Origin of the sequence: Streptomyces sp. NPDC048288 (genome assembly GCF_043201555.1) — a bacterium.
GTDB lineage: Bacteria > Actinomycetota > Actinomycetes > Streptomycetales > Streptomycetaceae > Streptomyces.
This window is the reverse complement of record NZ_JBICZD010000002.1, coordinates 214,165-228,485: the sequence shown is the minus strand read 5'-3', so window position 1 is coordinate 228,485 and position 14,321 is coordinate 214,165. Positions and strand designations below refer to the sequence as shown.

Annotated in this window: 11 protein-coding genes; 4 read left to right on the top strand and 7 right to left on the bottom strand. The window is 73.2% G+C overall.

Features of this window, described 5'->3' with window-relative positions:
* Positions 1–158: 158 nt before the first annotated feature.
* On the bottom strand, positions 159–2,045 hold the full coding sequence (locus ACGFZS_RS07345; RefSeq protein WP_393794271.1) for an NAD-binding protein: 1,887 nt from the start codon (positions 2,043–2,045) through the stop codon (positions 159–161).
* A 171-nt stretch (positions 2,046–2,216) separates the two neighbouring features.
* Here ACGFZS_RS07345 and ACGFZS_RS07340 point away from each other — a divergent pair, with 171 nt between their 5' ends.
* Positions 2,217–3,260 (top strand): permease, encoded by a 1,044-nt coding sequence (locus tag ACGFZS_RS07340; protein ID WP_393660125.1) that lies wholly within the window; start codon positions 2,217–2,219, stop codon positions 3,258–3,260.
* The gene (locus ACGFZS_RS07335; protein ID WP_393794270.1) at positions 3,257–4,003 is read left to right on the top strand and encodes a TIGR03943 family putative permease subunit; all 747 of its coding nucleotides are present in this window, start codon (positions 3,257–3,259) and stop codon (positions 4,001–4,003) included. Before ACGFZS_RS07340 ends, ACGFZS_RS07335 begins: the two co-directional genes overlap by 4 nt.
* A gap of 40 nt (positions 4,004–4,043) precedes the next feature.
* Here the strand turns inward: ACGFZS_RS07335 and ACGFZS_RS07330 are convergent, their stop codons facing one another.
* From ACGFZS_RS07330 to ACGFZS_RS07310, 5 genes are all read right to left on the bottom strand, one after another.
* Entirely contained in the window at positions 4,044–5,294 is a 1,251-nt protein-coding gene (locus ACGFZS_RS07330; protein WP_393794269.1) for a cation:proton antiporter, read from the bottom strand.
* 6 nt (positions 5,295–5,300) lie between these two features.
* On the bottom strand, positions 5,301–5,756 hold the full coding sequence (locus ACGFZS_RS07325) for a cation:proton antiporter regulatory subunit (RefSeq protein WP_393794268.1): 456 nt from the start codon (positions 5,754–5,756) through the stop codon (positions 5,301–5,303).
* Between the two features lie 201 nt (positions 5,757–5,957).
* Entirely contained in the window at positions 5,958–6,329 is a 372-nt protein-coding gene (locus tag ACGFZS_RS07320; protein ID WP_393794267.1) for a peptidoglycan-binding protein, read from the bottom strand.
* Positions 6,330–6,443: 114 nt separating this feature from the next.
* On the bottom strand, positions 6,444–7,808 hold the full coding sequence (locus ACGFZS_RS07315; protein ID WP_393794266.1) for an alkaline phosphatase: 1,365 nt from the start codon (positions 7,806–7,808) through the stop codon (positions 6,444–6,446).
* Positions 7,809–8,007: 199 nt separating this feature from the next.
* Positions 8,008–8,958 carry a sulfite exporter TauE/SafE family protein gene (locus tag ACGFZS_RS07310; RefSeq protein ID WP_393794265.1) on the bottom strand — a complete coding sequence of 317 codons (951 nt, stop codon included), beginning with the start codon at positions 8,956–8,958 and terminating at the stop codon, positions 8,008–8,010.
* 162 nt (positions 8,959–9,120) lie between these two features.
* On the opposite strand from ACGFZS_RS07310, the gene ACGFZS_RS07305 reads away from it, so the two are divergent.
* Positions 9,121–10,209: an ATP-binding cassette domain-containing protein gene (locus ACGFZS_RS07305; RefSeq protein ID WP_393794264.1), complete on the top strand. Its 1,089-nt coding sequence runs from the start codon at positions 9,121–9,123 to the stop codon at positions 10,207–10,209.
* Entirely contained in the window at positions 10,206–11,000 is a 795-nt protein-coding gene (locus tag ACGFZS_RS07300; RefSeq protein WP_393794263.1) for an ABC transporter permease, read from the top strand. The genes ACGFZS_RS07305 and ACGFZS_RS07300 overlap by 4 nt, the downstream gene beginning before the upstream one ends.
* Here the strand turns inward: ACGFZS_RS07300 and ACGFZS_RS07295 are convergent.
* Complete coding sequence (locus ACGFZS_RS07295; protein ID WP_393794262.1) at positions 10,978–14,199, bottom strand: ATP-binding protein; 3,222 nt, start codon at positions 14,197–14,199, stop codon at positions 10,978–10,980. The genes ACGFZS_RS07300 and ACGFZS_RS07295 overlap by 23 nt on opposite strands.
* Positions 14,200–14,321: the final 122 nt, after the last annotated feature.

Sequence of the window (14,321 nt, the reverse complement as noted above, 5' to 3'; positions counted from 1 at the left end):
CCGGGCCGGGCTGGGCTGGGCAGGTAGGGCTGGAGCTGGGCGCACTTTTCATCGCCGGGAGCTGAAGCGCCCCGTCAGGGGCGCGGGGAACTGCGCGCTCAGCCCCCACTCACCCGCACGCACCCACAAAACCGCAACCCACCCCCACCCCTCGCCTCTCAACTGAGCGAGTCGGGTGGGTGGGTGGGCGGCACCCGGCCGGACAACTCCGCCAGCCCCCTCCGAGTGGCGGCCACCACCACCCGATCCCCACCCCGCAACACATACTCCCCAGCGACAACCCCCTGTCGGCCCTCAAGCGCCAGCACCCGCCAGGCCCCCGCCCGAAACGCCCCCTGAACCGTCCGCCCCTCCAACTGCGGATGCCCGCCCACCTCCACCACCGCCACCAGCAACACCTTCCGCTCCACCGGAATCGCCCCGAGGATCTGCCGCCCCAGCATCGCCCCCGCGAAGGACGGCGCCGCCAGATACGACACGCTCCGGCTCCGGGTGACCGCCTGCGGATGCGCCGCCGCCAGCGTCCGGTACACGGCGGTCGCGAAGTCGTCGTCGTACAGCCGCAGCACCGCCTTCAGATCGGGCCGCACGGACCGCGCGTACAGCACGGCCTCCAGATTCGTCGTGTCCGCGCTGGTCACCGCGAGCAGCGCCTGCGCCCGATGGATCTTGGCGGCCTCCAGGACCCCCTCCTGGGTCACATCGCCCAGCACCACCGGCACCCGCAGCCGCCGCGCCACCGCCAGCCCGCGCGCCTCGGGGTCGGACTCGACGCACACCACCGGGACATGCAGCTCCCGCAGCCGCGTCAGCACCCGCGTCCCGATCTTCCCCAGCCCGAGGAGCACGACATGTCCGCCCAGCCCCCGCGGCGGCTTCCGCAGCGTGGACGCGGTCCGGAAGGTACCCAGCGCCTCCAGCACCGCCGCCAGCAGCACCGGCAGCAGCAGCAACCCCACCAGCGCCGACAGCAACTGCAGCAGCTGCCGGCCGAGCGAGCCCCTGAGCGCGGGATCGTCGATGGCGAGCAGGTCGAGGAGCGTGTAGTAGAAGGCCCGTACCGGATGAATGCCCGTCACCACCGACAACGCGACCGCGAGCGCGACCACGCACGCCACCAGCCCGGCCAGCGTCCACCGCAGCCGCCGCGAGAACAGCGAGGCGAGCGGCGGCACGACCCCGACCCCGCGGCCCCCCGGCGCAGCCGGACCCGCCGACGACGACACCTGCTCCAGCGCCAGCACACCCCGCTCGCCCGCGGCCCGTACCGCCGCGTCGTCGGGCAGCAGCCGCGGCCCCTGCTCCATCCCGCCGTCGACGGGATCGGGCCCGGTGCTGTTCGGCGAGAGCAACGCCAGCGGGAACAGCTCCCGTCCGTCGTCCTGCCGGGCGCCGGCCCCCGGCGGCAACTCCACGGCCCGCAGCACCAGCCCGTCCGTCTGGATGAGCTTGCCGTGCCCGGCGAGCGCGGTGGCGGCGAGGGCGGGCGCGGCGGTGTCGGCGTCGGAGAGCACGGTGGTGGAGGCGTCGCCCCCGCCGCCGTCCGGGTCCCCGATCGCCAACGTGGCGGCCTGGTCCAGGAGTTCCTCGATGTGCTGGCCCAACCGCCGGTTGTACAGCCGCAGTACGAGCCGCAGTCGCGGGTTCAGCCGGCGGGCGGTGAGGGCGGCCCGGATGTTGGTCTCGTCGTCGTCGTAGACGAGCGCGAGCGCGGCGGCCCGCTCCACGCCCGCCTCGGCGAGCACGGCCTCGGTGGCCTCGACGGCCTCCAACACCCGCTCCCCGCGCGGCCCTTCACCGGCGACCGGCCCGGTGCCCCCGTTCCCGCCGTTGGCCCCGTTCCCGCCGTTGCCGTTGCCCCGTCCGACGGTGGCGCTGACCACCCGGTCGAGCAGCGCGGCGGAGGCGGCCCGGGCCCGTCCGACGACCGGCGGCCGTGCGGTCCGCACGTTCGGCGGTACGACAAGGGTGACCTGTTCGTTGTAGACCGTGCGCAACTCGGCCGCCAGCCGGTGCGCGAGTCCGTCGTCCCCGCACACCACCATGGGCGCCCGGCCTCCACCACCCTGATACGGAACGCTCGCCACGAGGGAAAAGACTGCCTCAACGGGACGCATGGTTCCAGCAACGAGGTGAACAACCGCCCCCGACCGCCCGTAGGGAGGGGGAGGGAGCATAATCCCGGATCTGACCGAAGTGCCGGAGGTATCCCACCCGTGGCCATCACCGAGAAGGCCGCCCCGCCCGGGCAGGCCCCCCACGACGAGCCCCCGAGCCGTGGCGACCGCCCGGACCGCCCGGACCAGGAGGGCTGGCATCTCAACTCCCCCCTGGCCCTGACCCTGCTCCTCCTCGTGTTCGTGGTCTTCCAGGGCCCGGTGCGCGGCGCGCTGTCCAAGCCGGTGATGCAGAGCTGGATGACGGTGTTCGTGGCGGTGGTCGTCCAGGCGCTGCCCTTCCTCGTCCTCGGCGTCCTGCTCTCCGCGGCGATCGCGGTCTTCGTGCCCCCGGCCTTCTTCGCCCGCGCCCTGCCCAGCCGCCCGGCCCTGGCCGTACCGGTCGCGGGCCTCGCCGGTGTGGTGCTCCCGGGCTGCGAGTGCGCGTCCGTCCCGGTGGCCGGCGCCCTGGTCCGCCGGGGTGTCACCCCGGCCGCGGCGATCGCCTTCCTGCTCTCCGCCCCCGCGATCAACCCGATCGTGCTGACGGCGACGGCGGTGGCGTTCCCCCGCAACCCCGAGATGGTGGTGGGCCGGTTCGCCGGCAGCCTGCTGGTGGCGTGCGCGATGGGCTGGCTGTGGCAGCGGCTCGGCCGCACCGACTGGCTGCGGCTGCCGACGCACGCGCACCACGAGGGGGAGACGAAGGCGGAGGCGTTCTGGTCCTCGGTCCGGCACGACACCATGCAGGCGGGCGGCTTCCTGGTGCTCGGCGCGATGGCGGCGGCGACCCTGAAGGCGGTGGCCCCCGCGGAGTGGCTGCGCACGGCCGCCGGCAACCCGGTGGTCGCGATCCTGGCCCTGTCGATCCTGGCCGTCCTGCTGTCCATCTGCTCGGAGGCGGACGCGTTCGTGGCGGCCTCCCTGACCCAGTTCTCGCTCACCGCGAAGCTGGCGTTCCTGATCGTGGGCCCGATGATCGACCTCAAGCTCTTCGCGATGCAGGCGGGCACCTTCGGCCGCGGCTTCGCGCTGCGCTTCGCCCCGGCCACCTTCGCGGCGGCGATCGCGGGCGCGGTCCTGACCGGGGCGGTGCTGCTGTGAACCGGCAGGCCCAGGCGGCGGTGATGTTCCTGGTGGGCGCGGCCCTGCTGCACGCGGGCGGCACCGACCTCTACCTGCGCTACGTCAAGGCGGGCCTGCGCCCGCTGGTCCTGGCGGCGGGCGTGGTCCTGATCGTCTCGGCGCTGGCGACGGCGTGGTACGAGTGGCGCCGCGGCCGAACCCGGACCCCAAGCCGTACCGAGGACGCCCACACCGACACTCACACCCACGCCCACCCCGAACCCCGTATCTCCTGGCTCCTGGTGCTCCCCCTCCTCGCCCTGATCCTCGTGGCGCCGCCCGCGCTCGGCTCCTACAGCGCGATGCGCACCGGCACGGCCCTGCAACACCCGTACGGCTACATGAAGTTGCCGAAGAGCGACCCGATCCCCCTCAACCTGGTCGACTACGCGGGCCGCGCGGTGTACGACCACGGCCGCTCCTTCGACGGCCGCAGCGTCCGCATCACCGGCTTCGTGGCCCTCGACTCCAAGGGCACCCCCTACCTGGTCCGGATGGCCCTCAACTGCTGCGCGGCCGACGCCCAGCCGGTGAAGGTGGCCCTGACCGGCACGATCCCCCCGGTCCTCCAGCCGGACTCCTGGCTCCAGGTGACGGGCACCTACATCGCCCGCGAGACCCGCGACCCGGTCAACAACGGCCCGATCCCGTTCCTCAAGGTCACCGACGCCAAACCGATCCCGACCCCGTCCGACCCGTACGACGAGACCTGGAACAACTGACGGGTCGGCCGGTCACGGCGTACGCGCGGCACCTCGCCGCTCAGGTCCGGCCCACCGCGTCCTGGTCCTCCGCGGTGGCCTCGGTGGCCTGGTGCGGGATCGCGACCCCGGCCGCCACGGGCTCCGGGGCGCCGGAGCGGCGGGTGAGGCGGCGGGCCAGGGGTTCGGTGTAGCGGGCGGTGAGGGGGCCGACGATGACGAGGATGAGGACGTAGGCCGTGGCCAGGGGGCCCAGGTCGGGTTCGATGCCGGCGGTGACGGCGAGGCCCGCGATCACGATGGAGAACTCGCCGCGGGCGACCAGGGTGCCGCCGGCCCGCCAGCGGCCCTTCGCCGAGATGCCGGCGCGTTGGGCGGCCCAGTAGCCGGTCGCGATCTTCGTCAGCGCGGTGACGACCGCCAGGGCGAGCGCGGGCACGAGGACGGGCGGAATGCTCGCCGGGTCGGTGTGCAGGCCGAAGAAGACGAAGAAGACGGCGGCGAAGAGGTCACGCAGGGGCGACAGGAGGTGGTGGGCGCCTTCCGCCACCTCGCCGGAGAGCGCTATGCCGACGAGGAACGCGCCCACGGCGGCGGAGACCTGGAGTTTCTGCGCGATACCCGCGACGAGGAGGGTCAGGCCGAGGACCACCAGGAGGAGTTTCTCGGAGTCGTCGCTGGAGACGAAGCGGGAGATGTGCCGGCCGTAGCGGACGGCGACCACCAGGACCAGCCCGGCGACGCCGAGCGCGATGGCGAGGGTGAGGCTGCCCGCCGCGAGGCCCGCGCCGGCCAGCAGGGCGGTGAGGATCGGCAGGTAGACGGCCATGGAGAGGTCCTCCAGGACCAGGATGCTCAGGATCACCGGGGTCTCCCGGTTGCCGAGCCGTCCCAGGTCGCCGAGGACCTTGGCTATGACGCCGGAGGAGGAGATCCAGGTGACACCGGCCAGCACCACCGCCGCCACCGGGCCCCAGCCCAGCAGGAGGGCCATGGCGGCGCCGGGCACCGCGTTGAGCGCGGCGTCGACCAGCCCCGCCGGGTACTGGGTCTTGAGGTTGGAGACGAGATCGCTGGCGGTGTACTCCAGGCCGAGCATGAGCAGCAGCAGGACGACGCCGATCTCGGCGCCGATCGCCACGAACTCCTCGCTGGTGCCGAGCGGGTAGAGCCCGCCCTTGCCGAAGGCGAGACCGGCCAGCAGGTAGAGCGGTATGGGCGAGAACTGGAGGCGTCCGGCGAGCCGGCCGAGCAGGCCCAGGCCGAGGATGATCGCCCCGAACTCGATCAGGAACACGGAGGAGTCGTGCACGACGGCTCACTCCCGCCCGAGTATCGCGGCGGCCGCGTCGACGCCCTCGCGGGTGCCGATGACGATGAGCGTGTCCCCGCCGGCGAGCCGGAAGTCGGGCGTGGGGGAGGGGACCGCGTCGGCGCGGCGCAGCACGGCCACGATGGAGACGCCCGTCTCGGTCCGCATCCGGGTCTCGCCCAGGAGCCGGCCGTTCCAGTACGAGGTGGCGGTGAGCTCGATCCGCTCGGCGACCAGCCCCAGGTCGGTGGTGGAGAGCAGGTTCGGGCTGTGGTGCGTCGGCATCAGCGCGTCGATGAGCGCCGCCGTCTCCCCCGAGGACAGCCGCATCGACAGCGCGCAGGCGTCGGGATCGTCCTGGTGGTAGGCGCTCAGAATCCGTGAGCCGTCCCGGTGGGCGACCACGGACAGCTTGCGCTGTTCCCGTGTCGTGAGGTCGTAACGGACCCCGATTCCCGGCAACGGTGTCCTGCTCAGGCGTGGCGCCCCCAAGGCTCTCTCCCTGTCTCGTCCGGCTCGTCCTTTGCGATTTCTTTAACCACACCCTAACGGGCACGGCCGGAAAGCGGTTGCCGGCCTGTGGACAAACGCGGGGGACAGGGGGCGGGAAGCGGAGGCCGGGAGGCAGGGACGGGAGGCGGGGCCGGGAGGCAGGGACGGCTGTCAGGTCGGGTACGGCACGTAGCAGTCCAGTGCCGGGTGGTACAGCGCGTGCCAGGTGCGGCCCTCGATGACACCGCTCTCCGGCAGGCCGTGGCAGATCTGGATCCACTCGATCTTCTTCTGCAGGGCCGTGCCGTAGACCCCGTCCGGGGCGAGCTTGGGCGGCTGTCCGCCCCACGCGTTGCTGAGGCACTGGGCCTGGCTGACCGCGGCTCCGGTGGCGCCGTACCCGAGGGTCGGCCGGTAGTACGAGGACACGTACGCGCAGGCCTGCTGATCGGCGGCGGCCACGGCGGTACGGGGCACCGCCAGGCCCAGCGCGGCGGCCGCGGTCAGTGCCGCGGCCGAGGTGAGCAGTCGGTTCCGTCTCATGCCCGCTCCTTCTGGGGCGCCCGGGTGCGACGTACGCCCATGGTCGCGCGCGGGAGGCGGGACCCGCGAGTCGGGCGGGCGGTGGCGGCCGCCCGTCCGAGCCGGGTGCGCCGGTCAGCGCAGGCGCAGGGCCTCGCGGATCGTGGTGAACAGATCCGTCTGGTTGGTGACGCCGAGGACGCGGTAGGCCTGCGGGCCCTGGGCCGCGATCCGGACCTCCGTGCCGGTGTGCTCCTGGGACAGGCCCGGGGTGTTGGTCGAGTAGTTGACCTTCAGCTGCTGGCCCTCGTCGGTGACCAGGGTGGAGGACAGGCCGGGCGGGGTGGCCTCCAGCGGCACGATCTGGCTGGTGTGGCCGTGGTCGGCGGTGGTGACGACCAGGGTGTCGGGGTGCTTGGCCGCGTACGCGCGGGCGACCTTGACGGCCTTGTCGAAGGCGGCGGTCTCGCCGATCTGGCCGCACGGGTCGGCCGCGTGGTCCTGCTTGTCGATCGAGGCGCCCTCGATCTGCAGGAAGAAGCCCTGCTTGGAGTGGGCGGCCTTCTGCTTGGCCTCAAGGAGCTGGATCGCCTTGGTGGCGGAGTCCGCGAGGCTCGGGGTGGTGGCCGGGCGGTTCGGGTTGGAGGTGACGCACCGCTGCGGGTCCGTACCGCCGACGGCCGCCGCCTTGCCGGTCCACTCCACCGGCACGTTGCCGGAGGCGAGCAGGCCGAGCACCGGCTTGCCGGACTTGACGCTCTTCAGGCCCGCGCTGTCGGTGACGACCTGGTAGCCGAGCTTCTGCGCCTGCTGGGTGACGGTCAGGCCCTTGTACTTGCCGTCGGTGACCGTCTGGTCGAAGCGCTGCTTGCCGCCGCCGATGAGGACGTCCACCTTGTGGTTGACGGACTGCTCGGCGATCGAGCCGGGCCCGCCTGCGGCGATCGTGTCCGTCGAGCACTTGGCCATGTCGGCGGGGCCCTGGCAGGAACGGTCGGTGACGTGCGAGGCGAGCACCGCCGGGGTGGCGTCGGTGAGCTCGGACGTGGTCACGCTGCCGGTGGCGTAGCCGTTCTTCTGCGCCAGCTCCAGGATCGTCTTCACGGCCTTGTCGGTGCCGGGCGTCTTGGAGATACGGCCGTTGACGGTCTTCACACCGGTCGCCCAGCCGGTGCCGCTGGCGGCGGAGTCGGTGACGTAGTCCGGGGTGCCGTCGGCGTGCACCGCGTACGTGGTGTACGCGCCGGTGAGCGGGAACTTGTCCATGTTCAGGCGGCCGTTGGCGCCGACCGTGTAGTCACGGGCGAGGGTGATCTCCGAGTCGCCCATGCCGTCGCCGATCAGCAGGATGACGTTCTTCGCCTTCCCGCTCCGGATCGCGTTCTTCGCCTGCTGCGCGCTGTCGAAGGCACCGGCGGCGCTGGTGACCGCGACGGCGGCGGTGGCCGCGGTGATCACGGCGGTGGCGACCATGAGGCGACGGCGGGTGGTTCTGGGCATGGGTACGACTCCTTGTGCGTCCGTTGTGCGGATGCGATGACCAACGCGCGCCAGACGATCATGCCCACGCAAAGCAAAGGTAAATGGCCGACCTTGTCGGAGTATCGGAAAAGCAACGCGTGTCAGCGAATTCCCAAGACGCCCATGCGGCGCGCGAGGGGAAGGAGTCCGGGCCGCCCAGGCCGGGCGGCACCGGTGGTCAGCCGGATCCGCCGGTGACGCCCGCCGTCTCGGCCTCCTGCGCCGCCTGGGACGCGTCGGCCGTCGGCGTGGAGCCGTCGGGTCGGCGGGCGGCGGAGCGCCGGTCGCGCAGGCTGACCACCGTGGCGAGGAGCGCCATGCCCAGGCATCCCAGCACGATGGCGGTGGACGACGCCTTCAGCATCGACAGCCCGGACCCGGTGAGCAGGACGACCAGGGCCCAGCGCACCGCGGACCCCGAGACCCGGGTGGAGATGACGGAGCCGGCCAGCACGCCCGGGATGGCGCCGATCAGCAGCGTCGCCGCGAGGCCCAGGTCGGCGTCGCCGACGAGCAGGTGCCCCAGGGCGGCGGCGGCCACCATCGGGATGGCCTGCACCAGGTCCGTACCGACGAGATGGTTGGCCTTCAGGCGGGGGTGGGCCAGCATCAGCATCACGATGATCAGGGAGCCCGAGCCGACCGAGGTCATCCCGACGATCACCCCGCCCACCAGCCCGATGAGCAGCGTGGCCACGGGCCGTACCGGGACATGGGCGTCGTCGTCGGCCGTCGTGGCGCGGCGGCGGTCCAGCCACAGCCGGGTGAGCATGCCGACGACCGCGAGCATCAGCGCCGTACCGACGACGTACTTGACGCGTTGCTGCAGGTCGTCGCCGTCACCGAGGGCGCGGAGCAGGAACACGCCACCGAAGGCGGCCGGGACGGCGGTGGGCAGCAGCCAGCGCACGATGTCCCAGCGCACGGTGCCCGCGCGCTGGTGCACCAGCGCGCCGAACGGCTTCATGAACACGGACGCGGCCAGGTCGCTGCCGATCGCCGCCGTCGGGTTCACCCCGAACACCATGACCATGATCGGCGTCATCAGGGCTCCGCCGCCCATGCCGGTGAGTCCTACGGCGAAGCCGACCAGGGCTCCCGCGATGATGATCGGGCCAGTGGAATCCATGCGGGGACCTTAGCCACCTTTCCTATGGGAAATGTATGGAACGGCCTCCGGAGCCCCGCCTACCCCCGCCCACCTGCGGTTTCACCCCACCTGAAACCACCCCCGGCGGCCTGAAACCGCGCTGAAGCCGTTCTGAACCGCTGCGGCGGCACGCTCTGCGGCATGACCTCGAACCCCGCACCCACACCCACACCCGCACCGACACCGGCCTCGACCTCGACATCGACCTCGGCAGAGCAGGAACTCGCGATCGCGGCCACCGGGCTGCGCAAGTCCTACGGCGACAAGACCGTTCTCGACGGCATCGACATCCGGGTGCCGGCCGGCACGATCTTCTCCCTCCTCGGGCCGAACGGCGCGGGCAAGACCACGGTGGTCAACATCCTGTCCACCCTGATCTCCGCCGACGGCGGCGACGCCCGCATCGCCGGCCACGACCTCACCGCCGAGGCGCAGACGGTACGGGCCGCCATCGGCGTGACCGGCCAGTTCTCCGCCGTGGACGGGCTGATCACCGGCGAGGAGAACATGCTCCTGATGGCCGACCTGCACCACCTGCCCCGCGCGGAGGGGCGGCGGACGGTCGCCGGGCTGCTGGAGCGCTTCGACCTCACCGAGGCCGCGAAGAAGCCCGCCTCCACCTACTCCGGCGGCATGAAGCGCCGCCTCGACATCGCCATGACCCTGGTCGGCAGCCCGCGGATCATCTTCCTCGACGAGCCCACCACCGGCCTCGACCCGCGCAGCCGCCACACCATGTGGCAGATCATCCGCGAGCTGGTCTCCGGCGGCACGACGGTCTTCCTCACCACCCAGTACCTGGAGGAGGCCGACCAGCTCGCCGACCGTATCGCGGTCCTCAACGGCGGCCGGATCGTCGCCGAGGGCAGCGCCGAGGAGCTCAAGCGACTCGTGCCGGGCGGCCACGTACGGCTGCGGTTCTCCGACCCGGAGGCGTACGAACGCGCGGCCACCACGCTGCGCGAGACCACCCGCGACGACGACGCGCTCACCCTGCAGATCCCCAGCGGCGGCAGCCAGCGCGAGCTGCGCGCCATCCTCGACTGGCTGGACGCGGCCGGCATCGAGGCCGACGAACTCTCCGTGCACACCCCCGACCTGGACGACGTGTTCTTCGCCCTGACCGGCGGTTCCGTACCCGCTCAGCCCACCACCACGCCCAGCGCCTCCAGCGCCTCCACCGCTTCCGCCGCCTCCACCGCTTCCACTGACAAGGAGACCGCCCGATGAGCACCGCCGGCTACGCCTTCCGCGACAACCTGACCATGCTGCGGCGCAACCTCCTGCACGCCCGCCGCTACCCCTCCCTCACCCTGAACCTCCTGCTCACCCCGGTCATCCTGCTGCTCCTGTTCGTCTACGTCTTCGGCAACGTGATGAGCGCGGGCATCACCGGCGGCCACGCCGACCGCTCCCAGTACGTCAACTACCTCGTCCCCGGCATCCTCTTCCTGACCGTGGCCATGACCTCGCTCGGCACCGCGGTGTCCGTGGCCACCGACATGACCGAGGGCATCATGGCCCGGTTCCGCACCATGGCGATCTCCCGCGCCTCCGTGCTGATCGGCCACGTCGTCGGCAGCGTGATCCAGACGCTGATGGCCCTGGTGCTGGTCCTCGGCATCGCACTGGCCATCGGGTTCCGGCCCGACGCCTCGCCGGTGGAGTGGATCGCGGCGGCCGGCCTGATGGCCCTGGTCAGCGTCGCGGTCACCTGGCTCGCGGTCGGCATCGGCCTGATCAGCCCCAACGCCGAGGGCGCCAGCAACATCGGGACGCCGCTGGTGATGCTGCCCTTCCTGTCCAGCGCGTTCGTGCCGGTGGCCGCCATGCCGGGCTGGTTCCGCTGGTTCGCCGAGTACCAGCCCTTCTCGCCCTTCATCGAGACCCTGCGCGGACTGCTGCTGGGCAGCGGGATCGGCACCAGGAACGCGGTGCTGGCGCTCGGCTGGTGCCTGGTGCTGATCGTCGTCGGCTACCTGTGGTCCAAGGCGATGTTCAGCCGTGAGCCGCGGCAGTGAGCTCGTGCCGGGCCGCGACCCGCAGCTGATCCCGCCCCAGGGCCGCGTACTCCGACCTCGCGTCGGCGTACGCGGCCCGATCCGCGTTCTCGGCGGCCGCCCGCGACCTGGCCGAGGACATGGTGGGCAGGTCCCGCATCACCGGCATCAGCTCCGCCAGCGCCAGCAGCCGTACGGCCGCCGTCTCGCCACGGGCCACCCCGACGTGGCCGAGCGCCAGCAACACCGAGCCGTACACCGGCAGTTCCAGCAGATCCCCGGCACCGGACCCGTCCGTACCCGAACCACTCCCAGGGTCGGATCCGGACAGCATCCCGAGCAGCCGTACCCGCAGCTCCTCGGCAAGCCGGGCGACCGGCTCCAGCCGGCCGTGCTGCGCGTGTGCCGCGAGGGCGGCCGCCTGCACCTGGAGCGACCACGAGTCCAGGAAGGGGTCGTCGGTGGCCAGCAGACTGGCCTCCCGGATCCCGCCCGCCGCCTGCCGCCACAGGCCGAGACCGACCTCGGTCAGCCCCCGCGCCAGCGCGATCTCCGCCCGCGCCTGCAGCAGTTCGGGCGTGAAGGCCTGCGGGGCCTGCGGGGCCTGCGGGGACTCCGGCTGCCGGTCCGGGGCGGCCAGGCCCAGCCAGTACTCCGCCTCCTCGACGTCCCCCCGCTGCAGACAGGCGGAGACCAGCCCGTAGCGGACACCGATCGCGTCCGACCAGCCGCCGACCTCGCCGATCGCGTCCGCGGCGCGCAGATGGTCGTACGCCTCCGCGCCGCGCTCCGTCTTGAGGCACAGCTCGCTGATCCGCCCGTGGCTGAGCAGCAGGGTGATCGGATTGCCGAGCGGTCGCACCGCGGCGAGCATCCGGCGCGCGTGGTCGAGCGCGCGCTCCGTCTCGTACGCGGCCTCCCACAGGTAGCTGGCGACGCCCGCGGCGAGCCCCGCCAGCAGCGGTTCGTCGGCGTCGCACAGCTCCTGCAGCCGTGCCCAGTCCGGCGGGTGCATGTCCGGGACGGCGGACAGTACGACGGCCAGTGCCCGCAGCACGGTGTCCGGCGGCGCGGGCGGCAGCCGGCGCAACGTGACCAACTGGCGTACGGCGTGCGGGCCGTAGCCCATGAAGAGCCCGGCCGTGCAGATCGCCGCCGCGCTCCGCAGCGCCTCCACGTCCTCGGGGTGCTCCGGTCCCGGGCGGAACCGGGACAGCGGCCCGCCGGTCTCGGCGGCGAGCGTGACGAACCGCAGGTAGTTGTTGCCGACGGACCACAGAGAGGCCAGTACGGCGGTGAGCGCGGCGATGGCCGGCCCGTCGGCCCTGGCCTGGGCGTACCGCAGGGCGAGGACGAGGTTGTCCTGCTCGGCGCGGACCCGGCCGAAGGAGGCCACCGCCTCGTCGCCGAACATCGCGTCGTGGTGGGCCCGGCCGAAGTCCCGCGCCCAGGACAGGAACCGGTCCGTCACCGCCGCGCTCTCACCGGCCTCCTCGCGGCGCGCGGCACCGAACTCCCGCAGCGTCTCCAGCATGTGGAACCGCACCCCGGAAGGACCTTCCCCCACCTTGAGCAGGGACTGATCGGCCAGCTGCTCCAGCAGATCCAGCGCGCCCCCGCCACCACCCCCGCCCGCGTCCCCGCCGTCCTCGATGAGGCACTCGGCCGCGTCCTCGGTGAAGCCCCCCGGGAACACGGACAGCGCCCGGAGCGCCGCCCGCCCCTCAGGCTCCAGCAGGTTCCAGCTCCACTCGACCACGGCCCGCAGCGTGCGGTGCCGCTCGGGGGCGTCCCGGGCGCCGCCGCGCAGCAGCGCGAAACGGTCCTGCAGCCGGCGGGCGATGTCGGCCACGGAGAGCACCCGCACCCGGGCCGCGGCCAGTTCCACGGCCAGCGGCAGCCCGTCCAGATGACGGCAGATCTCGGCGACCCGGTCGGCCGGCAGGTCCACCCCGGGCCGCGCGGCCCGCGCCCGCTGCCCGAACAGCTCGACGGAGGTCGCGAGCGACAGCTCCGGCAGCGCGTACACGGACTCCGAGGTCAGCCCCAGCGGAGCCCGGCTGGTGGCCAGCACGCGCAGCTCCTTCGACCGTGACACCAGCGCCTGTACGAGCGCGGAGGCACCGGCGACCACATGCTCGCAGTTGTCCAGGACCAGCAGCGCGGAGCCCGGACCCAGCGCGGTGACGATCCCGCCCGCCGGGTCCGCGCCGGCGCCCGGCAGCTGGCGTCCGTCCCCGCTCCCGACGGCCGAGGCCACCTCGCCGGCCACGTCGTCGTCGGCGGTGACACCGGCCAGGGTGACGTAGTGCACCACCGGCTGCGCGGCCGCCCGGCTCACCGCGTGCGACAGCCGGGTCTTGCCCAGTCCGCCCGGCCCCACCACGGTGACCACCCGGGTGTCGCGCAGCAGCCCGGCCACGGCGGCGACGTCGGCGTCCCGGCCCAGCAGCGGGTTCGGCTCGTGCGGCACACCGTGGCGCACCGGCGCCGTGTCCGCGCTCAGCAACTCCCGGTGGACGGCCTTGAGCCGCGGCCCCGGATCGGTCCCCAGCTCGTCGCGGAGCCGCCGCCGGTAGCCGTCGTACCGGGTCAGCGCCGCGGCCCGGCCTGCGGTGGCCGCCTCGCAGCGCAGCAGCTCCGCCAGCACCTCCTCGTCCCGCGGCAGCGCCCGGCTCAGCTCGGCCAGGGGCGCGGCGGCCTCCTCCCGCCGCCCGACCCGCGCGAGCGCCAGCGCCCGCGCCCGGACCAGCGCACGGTGGACCCGCACCCGGTCGGCACGGAGCGCCACCACCGGATCGTGCAGGTCCTCGCCCGCCCCGGCGCCCACGCTCCCGTCCCACAGCGCCAGCCCCGCCTCGGCCCGGGCCAGCGCGCCCTCGTGATCCCCCGCCCGTGCCCGCTCGGCGCCGGCCGCCTCGTGCAGCAGCAGCGCGGAACTGTCGACGCGCGTCTCGTCCAGCGCCAGCCGGTACCCCGTCGGCGTGCTCACGACCAGGTCGGCCCCGACCTGCGCGCGCAGCCGCGACACCAGGATCTGCACGGCCTTGCCCGGCCGCTCCGGCTGCTCCTCCGGCCACAGCCCCTCCACCAGCCGCCCCGTGCTGCAGCCGGCCCGCAGGTCCTCCGCGAGCAGCGCCAGCAGCCCGCGCAGCCGGGGCGCGGTGATCTCCCGTCCACGACAGGCGACTCGGGGCAGCAGGGTCAGCTCGGTGGTCACCCGTGCAGCGTAGCCAGGGACCGGGACGAACGGGCCGGCGCCGGAGCCACCGGAGTTCCCGAGGCCCGCGCGCGGCGGCCTCTTGTCTTCAGGCGGCAGCCTCTTGTCTTCAGGCGGTGGTC